24 protein-coding genes are annotated in these 20202 nt (G+C 66.7%); 19 read left to right on the forward strand and 5 right to left on the reverse strand.

All coding sequences use genetic code 11. From position 1 onward, the window contains the following. Positions 1 to 102: 102 nt before the first annotated feature. The 5 genes from BM052_RS13160 to BM052_RS13180 are packed head-to-tail and all read left to right on the forward strand — an operon-like array spanning position 103 to position 3395. Positions 103 to 840 (forward strand): SufD family Fe-S cluster assembly protein, encoded by a 738-nt coding sequence (locus BM052_RS13160; RefSeq protein WP_091147605.1) that lies wholly within the window; start codon positions 103 to 105, stop codon positions 838 to 840. Continuing rightward, the gene (locus BM052_RS13165; RefSeq protein WP_091147607.1) at positions 837 to 2051 is read left to right on the forward strand and encodes an aminotransferase class V-fold PLP-dependent enzyme; all 1215 of its coding nucleotides are present in this window, start codon (positions 837 to 839) and stop codon (positions 2049 to 2051) included. Before BM052_RS13160 ends, BM052_RS13165 begins: the two co-directional genes overlap by 4 nt. Further along, on the forward strand, positions 2048 to 2542 hold the full coding sequence (locus BM052_RS13170) for an SUF system Fe-S cluster assembly protein (RefSeq protein ID WP_091147608.1): 495 nt from the start codon (positions 2048 to 2050) through the stop codon (positions 2540 to 2542). The genes BM052_RS13165 and BM052_RS13170 overlap by 4 nt, the downstream gene beginning before the upstream one ends. Next, the gene (locus tag BM052_RS13175) at positions 2539 to 3039 is read left to right on the forward strand and encodes a GNAT family N-acetyltransferase (protein WP_255406127.1); all 501 of its coding nucleotides are present in this window, start codon (positions 2539 to 2541) and stop codon (positions 3037 to 3039) included. The genes BM052_RS13170 and BM052_RS13175 overlap by 4 nt, the downstream gene beginning before the upstream one ends. Continuing rightward, positions 3036 to 3395 (forward strand): HesB/IscA family protein, encoded by a 360-nt coding sequence (locus tag BM052_RS13180; RefSeq protein ID WP_091147611.1) that lies wholly within the window; start codon positions 3036 to 3038, stop codon positions 3393 to 3395. Before BM052_RS13175 ends, BM052_RS13180 begins: the two co-directional genes overlap by 4 nt. Positions 3396 to 3410: 15 nt before the next feature. Here BM052_RS13180 and BM052_RS13185 read toward each other — a convergent pair whose 3' ends face one another. Beyond that, positions 3411 to 3824: a bactofilin family protein gene (locus tag BM052_RS13185; RefSeq protein WP_091147613.1), complete on the reverse strand. Its 414-nt coding sequence runs from the start codon at positions 3822 to 3824 to the stop codon at positions 3411 to 3413. A gap of 1 nt (position 3825) precedes the next feature. Beyond that, positions 3826 to 4962: a M23 family metallopeptidase gene (locus BM052_RS13190; protein WP_255406128.1), complete on the reverse strand. Its 1137-nt coding sequence runs from the start codon at positions 4960 to 4962 to the stop codon at positions 3826 to 3828. Between the two features lie 253 nt (positions 4963 to 5215). Here BM052_RS13190 and BM052_RS13195 point away from each other — a divergent pair, with 253 nt between their 5' ends. The 4 genes from BM052_RS13195 (at position 5216) to BM052_RS13210 (ending at position 8209) form a co-directional block, all read left to right on the forward strand. Beyond that, positions 5216 to 6514, forward strand: coding sequence for a glutamate-5-semialdehyde dehydrogenase (locus BM052_RS13195; RefSeq protein WP_177198470.1), 1299 nt, complete (start codon positions 5216 to 5218; stop codon positions 6512 to 6514). A gap of 5 nt (positions 6515 to 6519) precedes the next feature. Continuing rightward, on the forward strand, positions 6520 to 7182 hold the full coding sequence (locus BM052_RS13200) for a nicotinate-nucleotide adenylyltransferase (protein ID WP_255406129.1): 663 nt from the start codon (positions 6520 to 6522) through the stop codon (positions 7180 to 7182). Between the two features lie 113 nt (positions 7183 to 7295). Continuing rightward, positions 7296 to 7694, forward strand: a complete 399-nt coding sequence (gene rsfS, locus BM052_RS13205) for a ribosome silencing factor (RefSeq protein ID WP_369821534.1) — start codon at positions 7296 to 7298, stop codon at positions 7692 to 7694. 89 nt (positions 7695 to 7783) lie between these two features. Beyond that, entirely contained in the window at positions 7784 to 8209 is a 426-nt protein-coding gene (locus tag BM052_RS13210) for a 23S rRNA (pseudouridine(1915)-N(3))-methyltransferase RlmH (RefSeq protein WP_091147647.1), read from the forward strand. A 50-nt stretch (positions 8210 to 8259) separates the two neighbouring features. On the opposite strand, the gene BM052_RS13215 is transcribed toward BM052_RS13210, so the two are convergent. Beyond that, positions 8260 to 9054: a 3'(2'),5'-bisphosphate nucleotidase CysQ gene (locus BM052_RS13215; RefSeq protein ID WP_091147617.1), complete on the reverse strand. Its 795-nt coding sequence runs from the start codon at positions 9052 to 9054 to the stop codon at positions 8260 to 8262. Between the two features lie 146 nt (positions 9055 to 9200). Here BM052_RS13215 and sucC point away from each other — a divergent pair, with 146 nt between their 5' ends. From sucC to BM052_RS13230, 3 genes are all read left to right on the forward strand, one after another. Then, positions 9201 to 10400, forward strand: a complete 1200-nt coding sequence (sucC, locus tag BM052_RS13220) for an ADP-forming succinate--CoA ligase subunit beta (protein WP_091147618.1) — start codon at positions 9201 to 9203, stop codon at positions 10398 to 10400. A 252-nt stretch (positions 10401 to 10652) separates the two neighbouring features. Then, positions 10653 to 11399, forward strand: a complete 747-nt coding sequence (locus tag BM052_RS13225) for an electron transfer flavoprotein subunit beta/FixA family protein (protein WP_091147620.1) — start codon at positions 10653 to 10655, stop codon at positions 11397 to 11399. A 2-nt stretch (positions 11400 to 11401) separates the two neighbouring features. After that, complete coding sequence (locus BM052_RS13230; protein WP_091147649.1) at positions 11402 to 12331, forward strand: electron transfer flavoprotein subunit alpha/FixB family protein; 930 nt, start codon at positions 11402 to 11404, stop codon at positions 12329 to 12331. 240 nt (positions 12332 to 12571) lie between these two features. Here the strand turns inward: BM052_RS13230 and BM052_RS13235 are convergent, their stop codons facing one another. After that, on the reverse strand, positions 12572 to 13903 hold the full coding sequence (locus BM052_RS13235) for a hemolysin family protein (RefSeq protein ID WP_091147622.1): 1332 nt from the start codon (positions 13901 to 13903) through the stop codon (positions 12572 to 12574). Between the two features lie 191 nt (positions 13904 to 14094). Here BM052_RS13235 and BM052_RS13240 point away from each other — a divergent pair, with 191 nt between their 5' ends. From BM052_RS13240 to BM052_RS19530, 7 genes are all read left to right on the forward strand, one after another. Continuing rightward, the gene (locus BM052_RS13240; protein ID WP_091147623.1) at positions 14095 to 14769 is read left to right on the forward strand and encodes a YiaD family glycine zipper/OmpA-like lipoprotein; all 675 of its coding nucleotides are present in this window, start codon (positions 14095 to 14097) and stop codon (positions 14767 to 14769) included. A 122-nt stretch (positions 14770 to 14891) separates the two neighbouring features. Further along, positions 14892 to 16127 carry a murein hydrolase activator EnvC family protein gene (locus tag BM052_RS13245; RefSeq protein WP_177198471.1) on the forward strand — a complete coding sequence of 412 codons (1236 nt, stop codon included), beginning with the start codon at positions 14892 to 14894 and terminating at the stop codon, positions 16125 to 16127. Between the two features lie 129 nt (positions 16128 to 16256). After that, on the forward strand, positions 16257 to 17621 hold the full coding sequence (locus BM052_RS13250) for a S41 family peptidase (RefSeq protein ID WP_091147625.1): 1365 nt from the start codon (positions 16257 to 16259) through the stop codon (positions 17619 to 17621). Between the two features lie 35 nt (positions 17622 to 17656). Beyond that, positions 17657 to 18160, forward strand: coding sequence for a disulfide bond formation protein B (locus BM052_RS13255; RefSeq protein WP_091147627.1), 504 nt, complete (start codon positions 17657 to 17659; stop codon positions 18158 to 18160). Further along, on the forward strand, positions 18157 to 18672 hold the full coding sequence (locus tag BM052_RS13260; protein ID WP_091147628.1) for a demethoxyubiquinone hydroxylase family protein: 516 nt from the start codon (positions 18157 to 18159) through the stop codon (positions 18670 to 18672). The genes BM052_RS13255 and BM052_RS13260 overlap by 4 nt, the downstream gene beginning before the upstream one ends. Before the next feature lie 121 nt (positions 18673 to 18793). Next, positions 18794 to 19402 (forward strand): hypothetical protein, encoded by a 609-nt coding sequence (locus tag BM052_RS13265; protein WP_091147653.1) that lies wholly within the window; start codon positions 18794 to 18796, stop codon positions 19400 to 19402. A 93-nt stretch (positions 19403 to 19495) separates the two neighbouring features. Beyond that, positions 19496 to 19804, forward strand: a complete 309-nt coding sequence (locus tag BM052_RS19530; RefSeq protein ID WP_143084843.1) for a transposase — start codon at positions 19496 to 19498, stop codon at positions 19802 to 19804. On the opposite strand, the gene BM052_RS13270 is transcribed toward BM052_RS19530, so the two are convergent. Then, positions 19795 to 20202 (reverse strand): IS66 family transposase (locus tag BM052_RS13270; RefSeq protein WP_143084844.1); only part of this gene is annotated, 408 nt, incomplete at its 5' end. The two genes, BM052_RS19530 and BM052_RS13270, sit on opposite strands and share 10 nt — an antisense overlap.

Genomic DNA, 20202 nt, shown 5'->3' on the forward strand with positions numbered 1-20202 from the left:
GGCGCTGACGGAGGGGAGTCTCCTCCGGGCGCGGCGCTTGCCGCGAGTGCCCTCCACCACTGCTTTCGGCGGCTCCCCTCCCCGTGCCGGGAAGGACTGGGCGTGAACGTCGAGCTGACCCTTCCCACGCGCAAGGATGAGGATTTCCGCTACTCGGACATCGATGCCCTGCGCACGGTCTGGCCGGTCCCGCGCGAGGAGATCGAAGTCGTCGCGGGTCTTGTCGAATCGCGCCAGGTGATCGAGCTGGGAGAAGGCACGGTGGCGCGGCATCTCGATATCCGGCTGGGGAAGGGCGCGAAGCTGGACTTGCGCGTCCTGACGGCGGGTCCGGCCTATGGCCGCATCGCCATCGATGTGAGGCTTGCCGAAGGCGCGGGCTTCACGCTCGGCGCGGCGCAGATCGCCACTGGTTCGGAGACGCTGGAGATCGTCACCGAAGTCACGCATGCCGCGCCCAACGCCACGTCGCGCCAGGTCGTGCGCACGGTGCTGGCCGGCCATGCCACCGGAACTTATCTGGGCCGCGTGGCGGTGGCGCGCGGGAGCGACGGGACCGATGCCGAACAGTCGGTGCGTGCCATGCTGCTTGACCGCACGGCGACCGCCAATGCCCGGCCCGAGCTCGAAATCTATGCCGACGACGTCAAGGCGGCGCATGGCTGCGCGGTCGGCGAACTCGATGCCATGGGCCTGTTCTACCTGATGTCGCGCGGGCTCACGCCGCCGCAGGCCAAGCGGCTGATGCTGCAGGCCTTCATCGCCGAGGCCTTCACCGGCGCGTCCGGCGAAGCGCAGCTTGGCCAAACGGCGCTGGCCCGGCTGGAGGCGATACTGTGAGCACGGCTACTCTCACTCTGAAGGACGAGTTCCCCGGCCTCGCCGGCGGCTGGCATTACCTCGACACTGCCGCCACCGCGCAGAAGCCCCGCGCGGTGATCGACGCCACCGTCAATGCCATGGGCCGCGACTACGCCACCGTGCATCGCGGCGTCTACACGCGCTCCGCGACGATGACGCTCGCCTTCGAGGCGGCGCGGCGGCGCACGGCGGCGTTCCTGGGCGCGCGCGAGGACGAAGTGGTGTTCACGCGCGGCGCCACCGAGGCGATCAACCTGGTGGCGAATACCTGGGGCGCGGAAAACCTTGAGGCGGGTGATCGCATCCTCCTCTCGACGCTGGAGCATCATTCCAACATCGTGCCCTGGCAATTGCTGCGCGAGCGCACCGGCGTGGCGATCGACGTCTGCCCGCTGACGGCGGACGGGCGGATCGATCTCGACGCGGCCAAGGCGATGCTCACCCCGGCGCACAAGCTGGTCGCCTTCGCGCATGTCTCCAACGTGCTCGGCTCGGTGCTGGACGTCAGGCGCGCGGCGGACCTTGCCCATGCGGTGGGCGCGAAGCTGCTGGTGGACGGGTGCCAGGCAGCGCCGCGCATCGCGCTCGACATGGCGGCGCTCGATTGCGATTTCTACGTCTTTTCCGCGCACAAGCTCTATGGGCCCACGGGCATCGGCGTGCTTTGGGCGCGCGAGGAGATTCTCGACGGGATGCCGCCCTGGCACGGCGGCGGCGCGATGATCGAGCGCGTCACTTTCGAAAGGACGACGTTCGCGCCGCCGCCGCAGCGTTTCGAAGCGGGCACGCCGATGATCGTCGAGGCGATCGGCATGGCGGCGGCGATGGACTGGCTCGGTGCCATCGGCCTCGACCGGGCCGAAAAGCATGAGCGCGATCTGGCCACCCGGCTGCGCGAGGAACTGCGCAAGCGCAACGACGTGACGCTGTTCGGCCCGGAGGATTCGGCCGGCATCGTCAGTTTCGCGCTTGACGGGGTTCATCCGCACGATCTCGGCACCATATTGGATGAAGAAGCCCCCGATGGAACGCGGGTCGCGATCCGCGCCGGCCACCACTGCGCGCAGCCGCTGATGGACCACCTTGGCGTTCCCGCCACCGCGCGGGCCAGTTTCGGGCTCTACAATGATGAAAGCGATATCGACGCGCTCCTGAAAGGGATCGAGCGCACCAGGAGAATCTTTGGATGAACGACGAGAAGCCCACCTTCGCCGTCGAGCAGGTCGAATCGGCGCCGCCGCCGCAACGTGCGCGGGTCGAGGATGCGCCTGTCGAAATGGCTGTCGAAACGGTGACCGAAAAGCTGGAACGCAAGCGCGATTATCTCGAGGGCTTCCTGGCCGAGAAACCGCGGGATGCCGATCCCGCCGAGCCGGGCGGCGCGGTCTACGAGGGCGTGGTCGCCGCGCTCAAGGAAATTTTCGATCCGGAAATCCCGGTCAATATCTATGACCTCGGCCTGATCTATGGGGTGGATGTCTCGCCCGAGGCTTCGGTCGCGGTGACGATGACGTTGACCACGCCGCATTGCCCGGTCGCCGAATCGATGCCCGGTGAAGTCGAACTGCGCGTCTCGGCAGTGCCCGGCGTGCGCGACTGCGAGGTCAATCTCGTCTGGGATCCACCATGGGACATGGCCAAGATGTCCGACGAGGCGAAGCTGGAGCTGGGAATGCTGTGAGCGACGCCCTCGCCCTTGACCTGCGGATCGACGCGGTGGACTTCGCCGATCCGGCGGATGCCGCCGCGCTGGTTTTCGTGCTCGACGCCTACGCGCGCGATCCGATGGGCGGGGGCCGGCCGCTGGCTCCGGACGTGCGCGAGCGGCTTTGCCCGGTGCTGGCCGAATTCCCGGGCGCCTTCGCCTTCATCGCCCGGCTGGGCGGCGAGCCGGTGGGCGGGGCTACCTGTTTCACGGGCTTTTCGACTTTCGCGGCGCGGCCGCTCGTCAATATCCACGACGTCTCGGTGATCCCCGGCCAGCGCGGCAAGGGCATCGCCCGCGCGCTGTTCGCCGCGATCGAGGCGGAGGCGCGGGCGCGCGGCGCCTGCAAGGTCACGCTGGAAGTGCTGAGCGGCAACGAACGCGCCAAGGCGCTTTACGCCGCGCTCGGCTACGGAAACTATGCGCTCGATCCGCAGGCGGGGACGGCGCAATTCTGGGAAAAGAAGCTATGACGACCACGACCAAGCCTCGCCAGCGTCCGGCCGCCGTCGTGCTGACGGCCGGCGCCGAAGCGCGCATCGCCAAGCTGATGGGCGATGCCCCCGAAGGCGCGATCGGCGTCAAGCTCTCCACCCCGCGCCGGGGCTGCTCGGGCCTGGCCTACTCGGTCGACTACGTGACCGAGGAGGCCCGGTTCGACGAGAAGATCGAAACCCCCGGCGGCGTCTTCTATATCGACGGTGCCTCGGTGCTCTACCTTGTCGGCAGCACGATGGACTGGAAGGAAGACGATTTCACCGCCGGCTTCGTGTTCGACAACCCTAACGCGAAGGGCAGCTGCGGCTGCGGGGAGAGCTTTACGGTCTGAGGGGCGCCGCCCGCCTCACTCCGCCAGCACCAGCTCCGCCTCGTGCGACTTGGGAAGCTGGGCGATCGCAGGCGGGGTCTGGCCTCCGTTGGGGCTGAGCCGGCCCTGGAGGCGGGCGCCCTGTTCGACGGTGAGCGTGTCGTAGGCCACGTCGCCCTCGATCCGGGCGGTCCTCAGGATCACCACTTCACGCGCCGCGATGGTGCCGTGCACGGCTCCGGCGATCCGCACCGTTTCGGCGCGGATGGCGCCGGTGATCTCGCTGCTTTCGCCCTGCACCAGCGCGCTGCAGGCGACGTCGCCTTCGACGCGGCCGTCGATATGCAGATCTGCGCTCGCTTCGATATTGCCGGTAATCGCGGTATCTGAGCCGAGCATCGAGAAAGTCGAGGCGCCGGCGGGCCGGGCGCTCGCGGGAGCCTTGGCCATGTTACCGGATTTCTTGCTGAACATTGCGGGCTGCCTCGAGGAAGGGGCGCGGATTGACCGGGCGGTCGTAGATGCGGACTTCGAAGTGCAGGTGCGGGCCGGTCGAGCGGCCGGTGCTGCCCATCGCGCCGATCACCGTGCCGGCGCCCACTTCCTTGCCCACGTATGACCGGAAGCCTGAAAGATGGGCATAGCGGGTCATCAACCCGTTCCCGTGGCTGATCTCTATGCAGTTGCCGTAGCCCTGGCGCTGGCCGACGAAGCTGACCATGCCTTTGGCGGCGGCATAGATCGGCGAGCCGAGCGGGCCGGGAAAGTCGAGACCGGCATGGAACGCGGCGCCGCCGGTGAACGGGTCCGCGCGAAAGCCGTAGCTGGACGAGACATAGGCGACATGCGCGGGGCTCACCTGCGGGATCGATGCAAGCCCGTTCTCCAGCGCGCCCATGCGGGCAAGGCTGGCGCCCATCCGCTGGAAGCGCGGATCAAGCGTGCCATCGGCCGAAGTGGCGAGGATCATCAGCGGACCACCCTCGGCCCGGCTCGAGCCGGCGATCATCGCGTTGGGATTGAGGCCCAGCCGGCGGATCGCCGCGCTGGCGGCGGCGGCGCGGCGGTCGGCGTACCGAGTCAGGCGTTCGGCGAATGCGAGCTGTTCGGCTTCGATCCGGGCCAGGCCGCGTGCCTCGGGAACCACAGCGCTGACCTTCTTGACGGTTTCGGCGGCTTCGCCGGCGCTGTCGGAGACGGTTTCTCCGGCCTGCTTGTCGTCGGGCAGATCGCCGATATGGGCTTCCACCATCTGCTCGATGAAGTGCTGGCGGCGGGCGAGGTCGGCGGCGGTGTTGTCGATGTTGTCGCGATAGGCCTCGACACGGCTTTCGGCACTGGTGACGGCGGCCTCGCGGTGAAGCAGGGCGGCATATTCGCTGCTGGCCGATAGGCGGGTCACGGCGATGGTACCCATCGTGCCGAGCCAGGCCACCAGGAGAGCGGCCACGACGCTTGTCGCCGCGATCTGCAGGCGCGACGAGATACGGATAAAACGAACCTGTCCCTGCGACCGCATGATGAACTCGCGGTCGGGAAACGCGGCCTTGAGGCGTGAGAGGAACGCCCCCGCAGATGTGGATTTCAAAACGACCCCGCTTGAAATTTGCTATCTCAGTCCCGGGACGGCTGGCTAGCAAGGGAGGGCCGCAAAGGCGAATCGGCCTGGCCCGGTCCTTTGCTGAATCCGGATGAAGCGAACAAAAGGCGCGACGAGTTGAGGGAACTATGCTTATTTGCAGTTAACGCATCGGACCCTCGGCAGGCAAAAAGCCGTGCCCGTCGCGGCCGGGCCATGCGGGATCGGTGACAATCGCGCGCTGGAGTGCTAGGCGGCGGCGATGAACGTGCAGACTACTCCCGCCGATATGCCCGCCGATATGGTTGCCGAATCGCCTGAAGCATTGGTTGCGCGCCTCGCCCGCGATGGCCGCGCGGCACAGCGGGTGCTCGCGCGGCTGAGCGATGCGCAAAAGGCCGAGGCGCTGCGTGCCGCCGCCGCCGCGCTGCGCCTCGCGCAGCCGGCGATCCTCGAAGCCAATGCGCGCGACCTTGCGGCCGGCGAGGCAAAGGGCCTGAGCGGCGCCATGCTGGACCGCCTGCGACTCGATGCCACGCGCCTGGCGGGCGTTGCCGACGCGGTGGAGCAGGTCGCCGCCCTGCCGGATCCGGTCGGGCAGGTTATCGAAGCGACCGAACGGCCCAATGGCCTGAAACTCAGCCGGGTGCGCATCCCGATCGGCCTGATCGGGATCATCTATGAAAGCCGCCCCAATGTTACCGCCGATGCCGCTGCGCTGTGCCTGCGTTCGGGCAACGCGGTGCTGCTGCGCGGAGGCAGCGAGGCGTTGCATTCGAACGGGGCGATTCGCGCGGCCCTGGCCGAAGGGCTGGAAAACGTCGGCCTCCCCGCCGCCGCGATCCAACTGGTGCCCACGCAGGACCGCGCGGTGGTCGGAGCCATGCTGACCGCGGCGGGGCTCATCGATATGATCGTGCCCCGCGGCGGCAAGAGCCTGGTTGCGCGTGTGCAGGCCGACGCCCGGGTGCCGGTGCTCGCGCATCTTGACGGCATCTGTCACACATATGTGCACGCCGCCGCCGATCCGGAGATGGCGCGCAAGGTAACGCTTAACGCCAAGATGCGCCGTACCGGCATTTGCGGGGCGATGGAGACGCTGCTGCTCGACACGCAGTTCCCGGAAAGCGCCTCGGTGGTCGCGGGACTGCTCGATGCCGGCTGCGAGCTGCGCGGCGATGCCCGCGCGCAGGCGCTCGACCCCCGCGTGCTGCCCGCCAGCGAGGAGGATTGGGATACCGAGTATCTCGACGCCGTGCTCTCGGTGGCGGTGGTGGATGGGCTCGACGCGGCGCTCGAACACATCGCCGCGCATTCCTCGCACCACACCGACGCGATCGTTACCGGCGACGAAGCGGCGGCCGAGCGTTTCCTTGTCGAAGTCGATAGCGCCATCGTCATGGTCAATGCCTCCAGCCAGTTCGCCGATGGCGGGGAATTCGGCCTCGGTGCCGAGATCGGGATCGCCACCGGCCGTCTTCATGCTCGCGGGCCGGTCGCGCTGGAGGGGCTGACCACGTACAAATGGCAGGTGCGCGGCAGCGGGCAGGCGCGTCCCTGAACGGGATGGCCGTGCGCAAGCGTCGCGGCCCGGCCACCGGGCTGCTGGGCGGCAGCTTCAATCCGGCGCATGGCGGGCATCGGCGCATCACCCTGTTCGCGATGAAGGCGCTTGCGCTCGACGAGGCGTGGTGGCTGGTTTCGCCGGGCAATCCGCTCAAGCCCGCCGCCGGCATGGCGCCGCTGGCCACGCGCGTCGCCTCGGCGCGCAGGCAGGCGCGGCGTGCGCCTATTCGCGTCACCGCGATCGAGCGCGAACTGGGCACGCGCTTTACCGTCGATACCCTGCGCGCGCTGCTGCTGCGCTATCCCCGGCGGCGCTTCGTATGGCTGATGGGAACGGACAATCTTGCGCAGTTCCACAAGTGGAAACACTGGCGCGACATTGCGAAATTGATGCCGATTGCGGTGATCGCGCGTCCAGGGTATGATGCTGCTGCCCTCGCGAGCCCCGCGATGGCCTGCTTGGGGCGAATCCGGAGGCCCCGATCCAGTCTGGTCCATCCGGAAAGGTGGAGCGCACCCGCGCTAGTGACATTGCGATTCGATCCCGACACGCGGTCGGCAACGGCATTGCGCCGCGCCGATCCGGACTGGGCCCGGAAGTCTCCTACCGGACTTTCGCGCGACGCCGTCACGCACCGCCCCATCCCCGGAACGGCAGCGTGAACGGCCCAGCGGCCCTTCTTTTGCCCATCCGGCATACCCAGCACACGATCGAGCACGGGACGATGGTTTCCATCCTGCCCGGACGATCCCTGAAAGGAGCAGTACCCAACTAGATGCCACAGGCACACCTACAGCCGGTTTCGACCGGCATCACGCCCCCGGCGATGGTCGAAAGCGACGATCCGCTGTTGGCCCTTGTCCTGCAGTCCCTTGACGACGATCAGGCGCAGGAACTCGTGACCATCGACCTCGAAGGCAAATCCAGCATTGCGGACTATATGGTGATCGCGTCGGGCCGTTCGACCCGGCAGGTTGCCGCGATGGCGCAGAAACTCGGCGAGCGGCTCAAACACGGCGGCTTCGGCAATCCCCGCATAGAGGGTCTGCCGGCGGCCGACTGGGTGCTGGTCGATGCGGGCGGCGTTGTCGTCCATCTCTTCCGCCCGGAAGTGCGCAGCTTCTACAACCTCGAGAGGATGTGGGGCTTCGACGGACCGTCCGGTGCGGCCTGACCGAGAGGAATAGCCCGGCCGCGAAGGGGCCGGGTCAATAGAGAGGATCAAGCGCGGATCGGCGCCGTGGTGCCGTGCATGCCAAGGCCATGCTTCTACACGTCATCGCCAGGGGCAAGATCGCCCGCTCGCCCGAGGCCGAGTTGCTGGAGCGCTATGCCCGGCGCATCACCTGGCCGTTCAGGCACAGCGAGCTTCCCGACGTGGGCGGCAAGATACCGCCCCCGTCCCAGACGCCCAGCCGCGACGTGCTGCTCGACGAACGCGGCAAGGCGATGTCGAGCGAGGAATTCGCCGCCCTCCTCGGCCGCTGGCGCGATGAAGGCGTGCGCGAATGCCGGTTCCTGATCGGCGCTGCCGACGGCCACGGCGACGAAGCCCGCGCCCGGGCCGATCACCTCTTGTGTATGGGCCGGATGACCTGGCCCCACCTGATGGCAAGGGCGATGCTGGCCGAGCAGCTATGGCGCGCGACGGCGATCCTGGCGGGACATCCCTATCACCGGTCGGGCTGAGCAGGTGAGCGACCCGGCGCGTGCGCCGCGCGTCCACGCCGCTTTGCCCGTCACGCGGAGAATTTGCGCGCCCGGTCGGCGAGGCGCTCCACCGCGTCGCCGTGGATGGCGTAGGATGTGACCAGCACGCCGAAAGCACGCGGGTCGTGCTTGTTGTAGTTGAGCGGCTGGCCGAAGGCGTCGGTGACGACGGCGCCGGCTTCGCGGGCGATCAGTCCGGCGGCGGCGATATCCCATTCGTAGCCCCAGCGCAGGGTGGCCAGCAGGTCCGCCTCGTCGGCGGCGACCATCGCCATGCGCAGCGCGATCGAATTGGGCTGGTCGACTGTTTGCAGGTCGATATCCTCGGGCGCGAGCTTGCGGGCCGGCACCCGTGCACCGGCGAGCGACTGGCGGCGGCTGGCGGCCAGCCGCGTGCCGTTGCGCCAGGATCCTTTGCCGGCCTCGCCGAACCAGAATTCGCCCTGTTCGTCGCGCCGCCGTGCCGGGGCATAGAGATGGCCGAACAATGGCCGGCCATTGTTGACCAGCGCCACCGATACCGCCCAGCCATCGCGCCCGCGAATGAAATCGCGGGTTCCGTCGATCGGGTCGACCAGCCAGACGAGCGAATCGCCGAGCCGCTCGGGCGCGTCGGTGGTTTCCTCTGAAAGCCAGCCGGCGGCGGGCAGCAGCGCGCGCAGTTCGTGCCTGAGGAAGGAATCCACTTCCAGGTCGATCGCACAGACCGGATTGCCCGGCGACTTCTCCCAGTGGTCGAGCACATGGCCGTCGCCCGGCCAGCCGGCCAGCGCGATGCGCCCGGCTTCGCGGACGATGGCTTCGAGTCTGTGGCGATCGATCATTCGGGAAATCTTCTTTCGGGCCGTGGCGATGAAATCGCGCGGGGAACGGGACTTTTCAAGCGCGCGGCGATGTGCTTATGCGGCGCTGCAAAAAACGCCGGCTCCCCGCGCCTTTCTACGAAACTCCAGCAGAAAGCGATTCAGCGATGAACATTCACGAATACCAGGCCAAGGAACTGCTTGCGAAGTTTGGCGTGGGCATCCCCGCCGGCATCCCCGCCCTGACCGTTGAGGAAGCGGTTGCCGCCGCGAAGCAGCTTCCCGGGCCGCTCTATGTCGTGAAAGCCCAAATCCACGCCGGCGGCCGCGGCAAGGGCAAGTTCAAGGAACTCGGTCCCGACGCCAAGGGCGGTGTGCGCCTCGCCAAGTCGGTGGAGGAAGTGGAAGAATTCGCCAAGGAAATGCTCGGCAACACGCTGGTCACCATCCAGACCGGTGAAGCCGGCAAGCAGGTCAATCGTCTCTATGTGACCGATGGTGTCGATATCGCCAAGGAATACTACCTCTCGATGCTCGTCGACCGCAAGACCGGCCGCGTCGCCATCATCGCCTCGACCGAGGGCGGCATGGATATCGAGGAAGTCGCCCACTCGACTCCCGAGAAGATCACCACCATCACCGTCGACCCGGCCGAGGGCTTCCAGCCGCACCACGGCCGCGCCGTCGCCTTCGGCCTCAAGCTGACCGGTGATCTCAACAAGCAGGCCCAGAAGCTCACCAAGCAGCTTTTCGACGCTTTCGTGGCGCTCGACTGCGCGATGCTCGAGATCAACCCGCTGGTCGAGACCAAGGACGGCAAGCTGCTGGTGCTCGACACCAAGATGAGCTTCGATCCCAACGCGCTCTACCGCCATCCCGACGTGATGGAACTGCGCGACGAGACCGAGGAAGACCCGGCGGAGATCGAAGCCAGCAAGTACGATCTTGCCTACATCAAGCTCGACGGCAACATCGGCTGCATGGTCAATGGCGCGGGCCTGGCCATGGCGACGATGGACATCATCAAGCTCAACGGCGCCTTCCCGGCCAACTTCCTCGACGTCGGCGGCGGCGCTTCGAAGGAGAAGGTCACCGAGGCGTTCAAGATCATCCTGTCGGACCCGGCGGTCGAGGGCATCCTCGTCAACATCTTCGGCGGCATCATGAAGTGCGACATCATCGCCGAGGGCATCGTCGCGGCGGCCAAGGACGTGAACCTCTCGGTTCCGCTGGTGGTCCGCCTCGAAGGCACCAATGTCCAGCAGGGCAAGGATATCCTGGCCAATTCGGGCCTGCCGATCGTGGCGGCCAACGACCTTGGTGATGCCGCCCAGAAGATCGTCGCCGAAGTCAAGAAGGCGGCCTGATCGCCGCGCCCCGGCGCCGCGCGGCGAGATCGTTACCGCGGCGGGGATCACACCGGTCTCCGCCGCGCGCATTTCACGCCGGCGCCGTGCCCTGGATTGCCTTCTAGGCCCATGTCAATTGCACCGTGACATCGGCGCGATCCGACGGCACGAAGGCTTGACGCCGGGCGCGCGGGGCGCAATAGCGGCCTCCGACCGATTTAATCGCGCGGTTAAACCCCTTGCCGCGCCGCAGTGAGAGGACTGATCGCAATGAAAATCCTCGTCCCCGTGAAGCGGGTGATCGATTACAACGTGAAGCCGCGGGTGAAGTCCGACGGCAGCGGCGTTGACCTGAGCAACGTCAAGATGAGCATGAATCCGTTCGACGAGATCGCGATCGAGGAAGCCATCCGTCTCAAGGAAGCGGGCAAGGCCGAAGAGGTCATCGCGGTCTCGGTCGGCCCGGCCAAGGCGCAGGAAACGCTGCGCACCGCGCTCGCCATGGGCGCCGACCGCGCGATCCTGGTCGAAACCGACGACGAGGTCGAGCCGCTCGCGGTCGCCAAGATCCTCAAGGCCATCGTCGGTGACGAGAATCCCGGCCTGGTGATCCTGGGCAAGCAGGCGATCGACGACGATTCGAACCAGACCGGCCAGATGCTCGCCGCGCTGCTCGGCCGGCCCCAGGGCACTTTCGCTTCGAAGGTGGTGATCGACGGGGACAGCGTCTCGGTCACGCGTGAGGTCGATGGCGGCCTCGAGACGGTCAAGCTGGCGATGCCGGCGATCGTCACCACCGACTTGCGCCTCAACGAACCGCGCTACGCCTCGCTGCCCAACATCATGAAGGCGAAGAAGAAGCCGCTCGACGTGAAATCGCCGGCCGATTACGGCGTCGAGACCGCCCCGCGCCTCAAGACCCTGAAGGTCACCGAGCCGCCGGTGCGCCAGGCGGGCATCAAGGTGCCCGACGTCGATGCGCTCGTCGCCAAGCTCAAGGAAATGGGAGTAGCATGAACATGAAGACTCTCGTTTGGGTCGAACACGACAACGCGTCGCTCAAGGATGCGACGCTCGCCACGGTCACGGCCGCCTCGAAGCTGGGTGAGGTCCACTTGCTCGTCGCCGGCTCCGGCTGCCGCGCCGTGGCCGAGGCCGCCGCGCAGATCGCCGGTGTCGCCAAGGTCTACCTTGCCGACAATGCCGCCTACGGTCACGGCCTGGCCGAAAACCTGGCGCCGTTGATCGCCGAGCTGATGGCCAGCCACGACGCTTTCCTCGCGCCCGCCACCACCACCGGCAAGAACGTCGCGCCGCGCGTCGCCGCGCTGCTCGACGTGATGCAGGTCTCAGACATCCTCTCGGTCGAGGGCGAGAAGACCTTCACGCGTCCGTTCTACGCGGGCAATGCCATCGCCACTGTCGAGAGCAGCGATGCCAAGCTGGTCATCACCGTGCGCGGCACCGCCTTCGAGAAGGCCGCCGCCACCGGTGGTTCGGCCGGCATCGAGGATGTCGCCGGTCCGGGTGATGCGGGGCTGTCCAGCTTTGTGGGCGCGGAGCTTGCCAAGCTTGAGCGTCCGGAGCTGACCAGCGCCAAGATCATCGTCTCGGGCGGCCGCGCGCTCAAGGACTCGGCCACGTTCGAGCAATATATCATGCCGCTCGCCGACAAGATCGGTGCGGCGGTCGGCGCCAGCCGCGCCGCGGTCGACGCGGGATATGTGCCCAACGACTATCAGGTCGGTCAGACCGGCAAGATCGTCGCCCCGGAAATCTACATCGCCGTCGGCATCTCCGGCGCGATCCAGCACCTTGCCGGCATGAAGGATTCCAAGACCATCATCGCCATCAACAAGGACGAGGACGCCCCGATCTTCCAGGTCGCCGACATCGGCCTGGTGGCGGACCTGTTCACCGCCGTGCCGGAGCTGACTTCGAAGCTTTGAACCCGCGCTGCATCGCAGGATTACGGCAAACCCCGGTCGGAAACGGCCGGGGTTTTCCTTTGGGTCAAGGCGAGGAGGAGCCGAAACGGCCATCCTTTCAAACGATCCGCGAGGAATGCCGGATTCCATTGATCGGAACTCTTGTTCCCCTTCCCCCTTCCCCCCTTGTCGTCGGGAGGGGTCGTTGCGAGGGCGGCGAAGCCACCGACCAAGACGTCGGGCCTGCCTGGGCCGGCGGCGTCAGTCGCCGGACACCCCTTCCTCGCCGTGTTCGTCGTCCTCGCGCTCGACCAGGATCTTGTCGATCCTGAGGCCGTCCATGTCGACCACTTCGAAGCGCCAGCCCTGGTCGAAGAAATGCTCGCCTTCCTTGGGCACTTTCTTGAGCACGGCGAGAACATAGCCGGCGGCGGTGGCGAACTCGCGATCCTCGGGCAGGGCCATCTCCAGCCGGCCGGCCAGCGCATCGGCGGGCATCGCGCCCGAAACCAGCAGCGATCCGTTCTCGCGCTCGACCACCAGCGGCTCGTCGCCATCGTCGCGGTGGCTGACGAAAGTGCCCGCCAATGCCGCCAGCACGTCCGACGGCGTGACGAGCCCCTCAAGGTGGCCGTATTCGTCATGCACCGCGGCCATCGCCACTTCGGCGGTTTGCAGCTTGCGCAAGGCGTCCATGGCATCGAGCTGATCGGGGATCACTTCGCCCTTGCGCATCATGGCGCGGATATCCACCGGGCGCCCAGCGACCAGCGCGGCGAGCACTTCCCTGACTTTGAGGATGCCGACCACATTGTCGGGCGAAGCTTCGTCGATTACCGGCAGCAGCGAATGCGGCGAAGCTTCGATCTTGGCGCGCAGCGCGGCTTCGTCGGCGTCGAGATCGATCCAGTCGATCTGGTTGCGCGGGGTCATCAGCTCGCGCACCGGGCGGTCGGCCAGGCGCATGACGCCGGTCATTATCATCCGTTCCTCTTCCTCGATCACGCCCGAGCGGGTGGCCTCGGCGAAGATCATGTGCAGCTCTTCGGCGGTCAGCTGCTCGCCGCCGCCGCCCCGGATCGAGAACAGGCGCAGGATCACTCCCGACGACTTGTCGAGCAGCCAGACGATCGGGGCCATCATCCGGGCCAGCCAGACCATCGGCCGAGCCATGGCGAGCGCCACCGGCTCCGCCAAGCGCAGCGCCAGCTGCTTGGGGACGAGTTCGCCGATCACCAGGCTGGCGTAAGTGGTGGCGATGATTACCAGCGCAAAGCCCGCCTCCGCCGCGAAGCGTTCGGGCACGCCCACCATCACCAGCCGTTCACCCACCGGCCCGCCCAGGCTCGCGCCCGAATAGGCGCCCGCGATGATGCCGATCAGGGTAATGCCGATCTGCACGGTCGACAGGAACTTGCCCGGATCGGCCGCGAGTTCGAGCGCGGCCTTGGCGCCGCCGCTGCCTTTCTCGGCCGCGACCCTGAGGCGTGCCGAACGGGCCGAGACAATGGCCAGCTCCGACATCGAGAACAGACCGTTGAGCAGGATCAGGCCGGCGATGATGAAGAGGTCGGTCCAGGGGAATGGCGTCACAATATGCCAGCGCTAGCAGAGATTGCCGCGTTCGCGAAGGGCGGCTTGCATTTCGATCGTCGCGGCCGCCTGCGAGCGCCAGAGGGAACACAAGGTTCCCAGGCGTGTTCTGACACCATCATCCATTTGCCATTCATGTTCACTACCACACAGAAACCGGGCAAGGTTCATACAGAGGAAGGGCCATAATCATGAACAAATCGCGCCTGATTACATCGGCAGCGGCGATTCTGTCGCTCATCGCGGTGTCTGCCTGCGTCACCGATCCCAATACCGGAGAGAAGAAGGTTTCGCGCACGGCCATCGGCGGAATCGGCGGTGCGGGCTTGGGTTATCTGCTGGGCAGCGTCATCGGCGGCAAGACCGCGCGCATCGTCGGCGCGGGCATCGGCGGCGTCGCTGGCGGTGTCGTGGGCTACCAGATGGACAAGCAGATCAAGGAGCTCAAGGAGCAGACCGCCGGTTCGGGCATCGACGTCTCGCAGGAAGGCAACGGCATCCTGGTCAATCTGCCGGACGTGACGTTCGCCGTTGATTCCACCGCGATCAGCCCAGCGTTCCAGGCAAGCCTGGACAAAGTCGCACAGTCGATGGTCCAGTACCCCAACAGCCTGATCGACGTTTACGGCCATACCGATTCGACCGGTTCGGAAACCTACAACATGGACTTGTCCAAACGCCGTGCCGATTCGGTCGCGCGCTACCTGATTAGCCGCGGCGTCTCCTCCTCCCGCATCCAGACCCAGGGCATGGGCGAAAACTACCCGGTTGCCGACAACGCGACGCCGGAAGGCCGCGCGCTCAACCGCCGCGTCGAAATCAAGATAACTCCGGTTACCACCGACGACGTCAACGCCGCGAAATAACGCGAAACCGCCCCTCGGCGGAATGGGGAAGGGGCCGGCATCGAGTGCGTCGGTCCCTTCTTCCCGTGCGTGTGGCCGGTTCCCTCTTTCCGCGGGACTCGCGCTGTCCTAGTTAATCCGCCGTGAAGCCTGTCACGCGCCCCGTCCTGATTGCCGCCGCCTGCATCGTCGCCGTGCTGGCAGGCCGGGCCTTGACGCAACAGGGCGCGTTCGCCGTGCTCGATCCGGCGGTCGATGCGACCAGGGCGCAGGAGGATATGCTGGCCGCCCGGCGCGAAGGCGAGGCGGCGCGCCGGCGGGCGGAAAAGCTCGAAGCGCGCGCGCGCGCGGTTACCGAGAAGGCCGACCGGACCGCGCGCGCGGCGGCGGCGGTGGCGGCGCGCATCCAGGAGACCGAGGCGGCGATCGCCGCGCAACGGGCGAAGATCGCGCTGATCGCCTCGCAGCGGGCCGAATTGCGCGCGCGGCTGGCCGAGCGGCAGGAGCCTCTGGTGCGGCTGACCGGTTCGTTGCAGCGCCTTTCACGCCGGCCCCCGGTGCTCGCGTTGCTGCGCCCCGGCACGGTGCGCGACGCGGTCTACATGCGCGCGCTGCTCGATACGATGCTGCCTGAAGTGGAACGGCGCACGGCGGACCTGCGAGCGGAGCTTCAGCGCGCGAAAGTGCTGGAGGTGCAGGCGCAGGCGGCCACGATGGAATTGCGGCAGGCCCAGGACGAGATGGGGGAGCGCCGCAGGCAGCTCGCCGTCATCGAATCGGGCCAGCGGCTGGCCAGCCGCGAAGCATCCGGCATAGCCGCGCGCGAGAGCGAGCGGGCGCTGGCCCTGGCGGAAAAGGCGCGCGACCTTGGCGAGCTGGTGGAGGAGGTGGGCAAGCAGGGCGAGCTGCGCGAGCAGCTGGCGGCGCTGCCCGGCCCGATCATGCGCCCGCCGCGCCCCGAAGAGGCGCAAGTCCTGGAAGCCTCGCAGTTCACGCCGCCGCCCGAGGGGCTGCCCAGCTACATGCTCCCCGCGACCGGCCGGGTGCTGACCGGCTTCGGCGAGGATGTGCCCGGGCAGGCGCGTTCGGTCGGGCTGGTGCTGGCGACGCGCGCCAATGCCCAAGTTGTCGCCCCCGCGCCGGGCCGCGTGGCCTTTGCCGGATCCTATCGCGGCTATGAGCGCATCGTCATCATCGAGCATGAGGGCGGCTGGACTTCGCTGGTCACCGGCCTCGCCCGTCTCGACGTGGCGGTGGGTGATACCGTGGTCGCGGGATCGCCCCTCGGCATGACCGGCCCGGGCGAGCCGCAGGTGATGGTCGAATTGCGCCGCGACGGTGAGCCCGTTAACCCCCTGCAATATATTCGCTCGCTATGATGCGAATCCCGTTTCCGTCGCTTCCTGCAACGCGCGCCGCTGGCATTTGCCGCGAAGGATCGATAGGATCGGGCGCGAATACTCCGCCCGGTGTAGGGTGGACGTGAAGAACGAGAGGCATATCGCCCGATGAAACTCGCTCCCCTGATGCGCGCCACGCTGCTGGTTTCCGCCGTCGCCGTGCTCCCTGCGGCGACGTCCGGGCTGGCTGCGGTGGACAGCCGTGCCAACCACGAATTCGACAAGCTCTTCACCATCTACGAGCTGGTGAAGCAGAACTATGTCGACCCGGTGGACGATGACAAGCTGCTCAAGGGTGCGATCGACGGCATGCTCGCCAGCCTCGATCCGCATTCGAACTATCTCGACGGTCCCTCGCTCCAGCGGCTGGAGACGATGATCGACGGCAAATACACCGGCCTTGGCCTCTCCGTCATCGAGGACGACGGCGCGGTCAAGATCATCTCGCCGTTCAAGGGCAGCCCGGCCGAGAAGGCGGGGCTCAAGGCCGGCGATTACATAACGCATCTCGACGGCGTGCTCTATTACGAGCGCGACCTTGACGAGGCGGTGGAGAAGATGCGCGGACCGGCCGGAACCGCGATCCGGCTGACCATTTATCGCCCGGGCCGCGACGAGCCCTTCGACGTGACGGTGACGCGCGGCGTGATCGAGCTGGAACCGGTGACCTGGGAACTCAAGGACAATATCGGTGTCATCAGCGTCAACGAGTTTTCGCGCAATGTCGGCAACGATGTGAACCAGGCGGTTGCCGACCTCAAGAAGCAGGCGGCGCTCAAGGGCGGCGGCAAGCTGGTCGGGCTGGTGCTGGACTTGCGGTCCAACCCCGGCGGCTCGCTGGACGAGGCGGTGGCCTTGTCGGACCTGTTCCTCGACAAGGGCGACATCGTTTCGCAGCGCGGGCGCCTGGCCAGCGAGAACCAGTTCTACCGTGCTGAATCCATGTTCAAGGGTGACGTCGCCAAGGGCCTGCCGGTGGTGGTGCTGGTCGATGCCGGCTCGGCCTCCGCTTCCGAGATCGTCGCAGGCGCGCTCCAGGACCAGCACCGCGCGGTGGTGATGGGCGAGCGCACTTTCGGCAAGGGTTCGGTCCAGTCGTTCATCCAGCTCGATCCCAAGAGCGCGGTGAAGCTGACCACGGCGCGCTATTTCACCCCTTCGGGTCATTCGGTCCAGGAAGGCGGCATCGTGCCTGACATCAAGGTGCCGCAGCTCTCCGATCCGGATGCGCGTGCCCGGGCCGAGCGCGCCGTGCGCGAATCGGATTTGCGCGGCCATCTCATCAACGAGGCGTCGCTCGACGACAAGGAGCTGGAAACGGACAAGATGGACGATCCGCGCTTCAAGGTCTCCGCCGAGGAACTGAAGAAGGAAGGGATTACCGACTTCCAGCTGCACTATGCGATCAGCACGCTGGAACGCACCGCTGGCAAGCCCGCGCTCGCCGCCGCACAGGGCCAGAGCAAGGACTGACGGACGGGACACAGGCAGACCAGAGGGCAGAGACAATGGCCATTCCCGTCGCCACGCCGCTGCGCGTTGCCCGCTGGCTGGCGTTGGCCGTTCCCACCGCGCTGCTGGGCGGAGCCTATGTCAGCCAGTACGGATTCGGCCTGCACCCCTGCGAGATGTGCTGGTGGCAGCGCTATCCGCACATGTTCGCGATCGCCTTCGCCGCGCTGGCCTTCTTCTGGCGCCCGGTACGGCCGCTGGTGGCGATGGCGGCGCTGGGAATCCTCGTTTCGGGGCTCATCGGCGGGTTTCATGCCGGGGTCGAGTACGGCTGGTGGAAAGGCCTGACCGCTTGCACCGCGAGCCCCTTCGCGGCGGGCGGCGATCCGCTTGAAGCGATCATGAGCGCCCCCGTGATCCGCTGCGACGTGGCGCCTTGGGCCTTGTTCGGAATATCGCTGGCGGGCTGGAACTTCCTCATTTCCACCGCCGGGGCGCTGGCGGTGTTCGTTCTCTTGGCGCAAGGTGGCGGACAAGGTGGCGGAAAGGTGCGATCATGACCTCATCCCGAAGTGCGCGCATGCTGCGTGTCGACCAGGCGGGCGAGTACGGCGCCACGCGCATCTATGCGGGGCAACTGGCCGTGATGGGCACCCGCGCGCCGCAGGCGACCGAAATCGCGGGCATGGCCGCGCAGGAAGCCGATCACCGTGCCCGCTTCGAGGCGATGATGGCAAAGCGCGGCGTGCGTCCCACCTTGCTGCAGCCGGTATGGTCCGCCGCCGGCTACGCCCTTGGCGCGGTGACGGCCCTGATCGGTCCGGAAGCGGCCATGGCCTGCACCGCCGCGATCGAAACCGAGATCGATCGGCACTATGGCGAGCAGCTCGATGAGCTGGGCGGCGAAGACCCCGAACTTGGCGACGCGATTCGTGAATTCCGCGAGGACGAGCGTGAGCACCGCGACGCGGCGCTGGCGGCGGGGGCGGAAAAGGCGCCGGCCTATCCGCTGCTGTTCAACGCAATCCGGCTGGGTTGCCGCGCCGCCATCAAGCTTTCGGAGCGGATTTGACGATCCGCGGGTTTGTTTGATCGTGGGCAAGGTGCCGGACCATGCTTAAGCTATCGTTCAACCCCGGGCGCCCCTATCAAGGGGCCTGAAACACAGCAATTCGATTGATTGGAGCATGCCGATGCCGCGCCGTCCGACTGCCGCCGCCCTTGTCGCCTCGGGCCTGCTCCTGGCGGGCTTGGCTTTGACGGCCATGCCCGCCGCCGCGCAGGACGAGGCCGGGAGCCCGGACGGCGAGAAGGTCAACCAGCTTATCGTCTATGGCGAGGACCCTTGCCCGGCCTCGGCCGAGGGTGAGATTACGGTCTGCGCCCGCAAGCCGGAAGAGGAACGCTACCGCATTCCCGCACCGCTGCGTGGGATCGATTCGCCCAAGGCGGATGCCTGGACCAACAAAGTCCAAGCCTACGAAACGGTCGGCGCTTTCGGGACCCTCAGCTGCTCGCCGGTCGGCGCGGGCGGTTCGCTCGGTTGCACCCAGCAGCTGATCGATCGCGCCTATGCCGAGAAGAAGAACGGCAGCGACGTCAAGTTCAGCGAATTGATCGCCGCCGAACGCCAGAAGCGCCTCTCGGCCATCGACACTGATGCGGCCGCCCAGCAGCAACGCGTTGAAGAGGCCGAGAAAGCCTATTTCGAACAACAGAAGCGCCAGCAGGCCGAACAGGACGCCGCCGAGGATGCCAGCGCCAAGGCAACCGTGGAGGCTCCGCTGCCGGTGCCGCAGTAATACGAGCATGCGTTATGAGACCTGTGCGCGGGTGGTCGTAGACAGGAGCGTTGATTGCTGATTCTATAGGCTTTCCCAGGAGGAGAGCGGCAGGTGGCGCGACGTTCGATTGGACAGGAGCAGTTTGGTTTTGCAGGGCGCGAGCGGGCGGCTTCGTCGATCGAGGCGCTGGTATCGCTGATCGACTGGAGCCAGGTCGCAATGCTGCTCGATCCACTCTATTCGGCAGCCAAGGGCGAGCCGGCATGGCCGCCGCTGGCGATGTTCAAAGCCCTGTTAAGGTCTGGTACTTTCGATACCGGCGGATTTAGATCAACAGCTTACCGGATAGAACGATTATTTTTCAGTGTATTATTCCGAATTGCACGTAACCGGGGCAGAACCCGGGGCATTTATGCCTGAGCTGCGATGACGAGGTCTGGCAACCAGGGAATGTGTCGTGCTTTGGGAACGGCGAAGCGGCAACCGAGGAACTTGTAGAACGAGATCCCGAGCTTGGCGCATGTTTTCATGAGGCCGATCATGGTGTCGCGAGCGATCCTTCCGGCCTCGCTGACGGTTCCGCCGGAGATCTTGCGCTTGGTGACGAAGGCCCGGATGTCGTTTTCCGAACCGTTGGTATGCAGCGGGATCTCGGGGCACTCGAGGACGCGCAGCAGCGAGGCTTTCTGACGATGAAGACGCGTCAGGAGCCGGTCCAGCATCACGTTGCCGGTGAGCCTGGTGAAGATGCGATCGAAGCGGGCGCGCAGGGCTCTGGCCCGTTTGGGATCGGGATTGCGCTGCCATGCCTTGAGGTC

Source organism: Novosphingobium sp. CF614 (assembly GCF_900113255.1).
Classification (GTDB): domain Bacteria; phylum Pseudomonadota; class Alphaproteobacteria; order Sphingomonadales; family Sphingomonadaceae; genus Novosphingobium.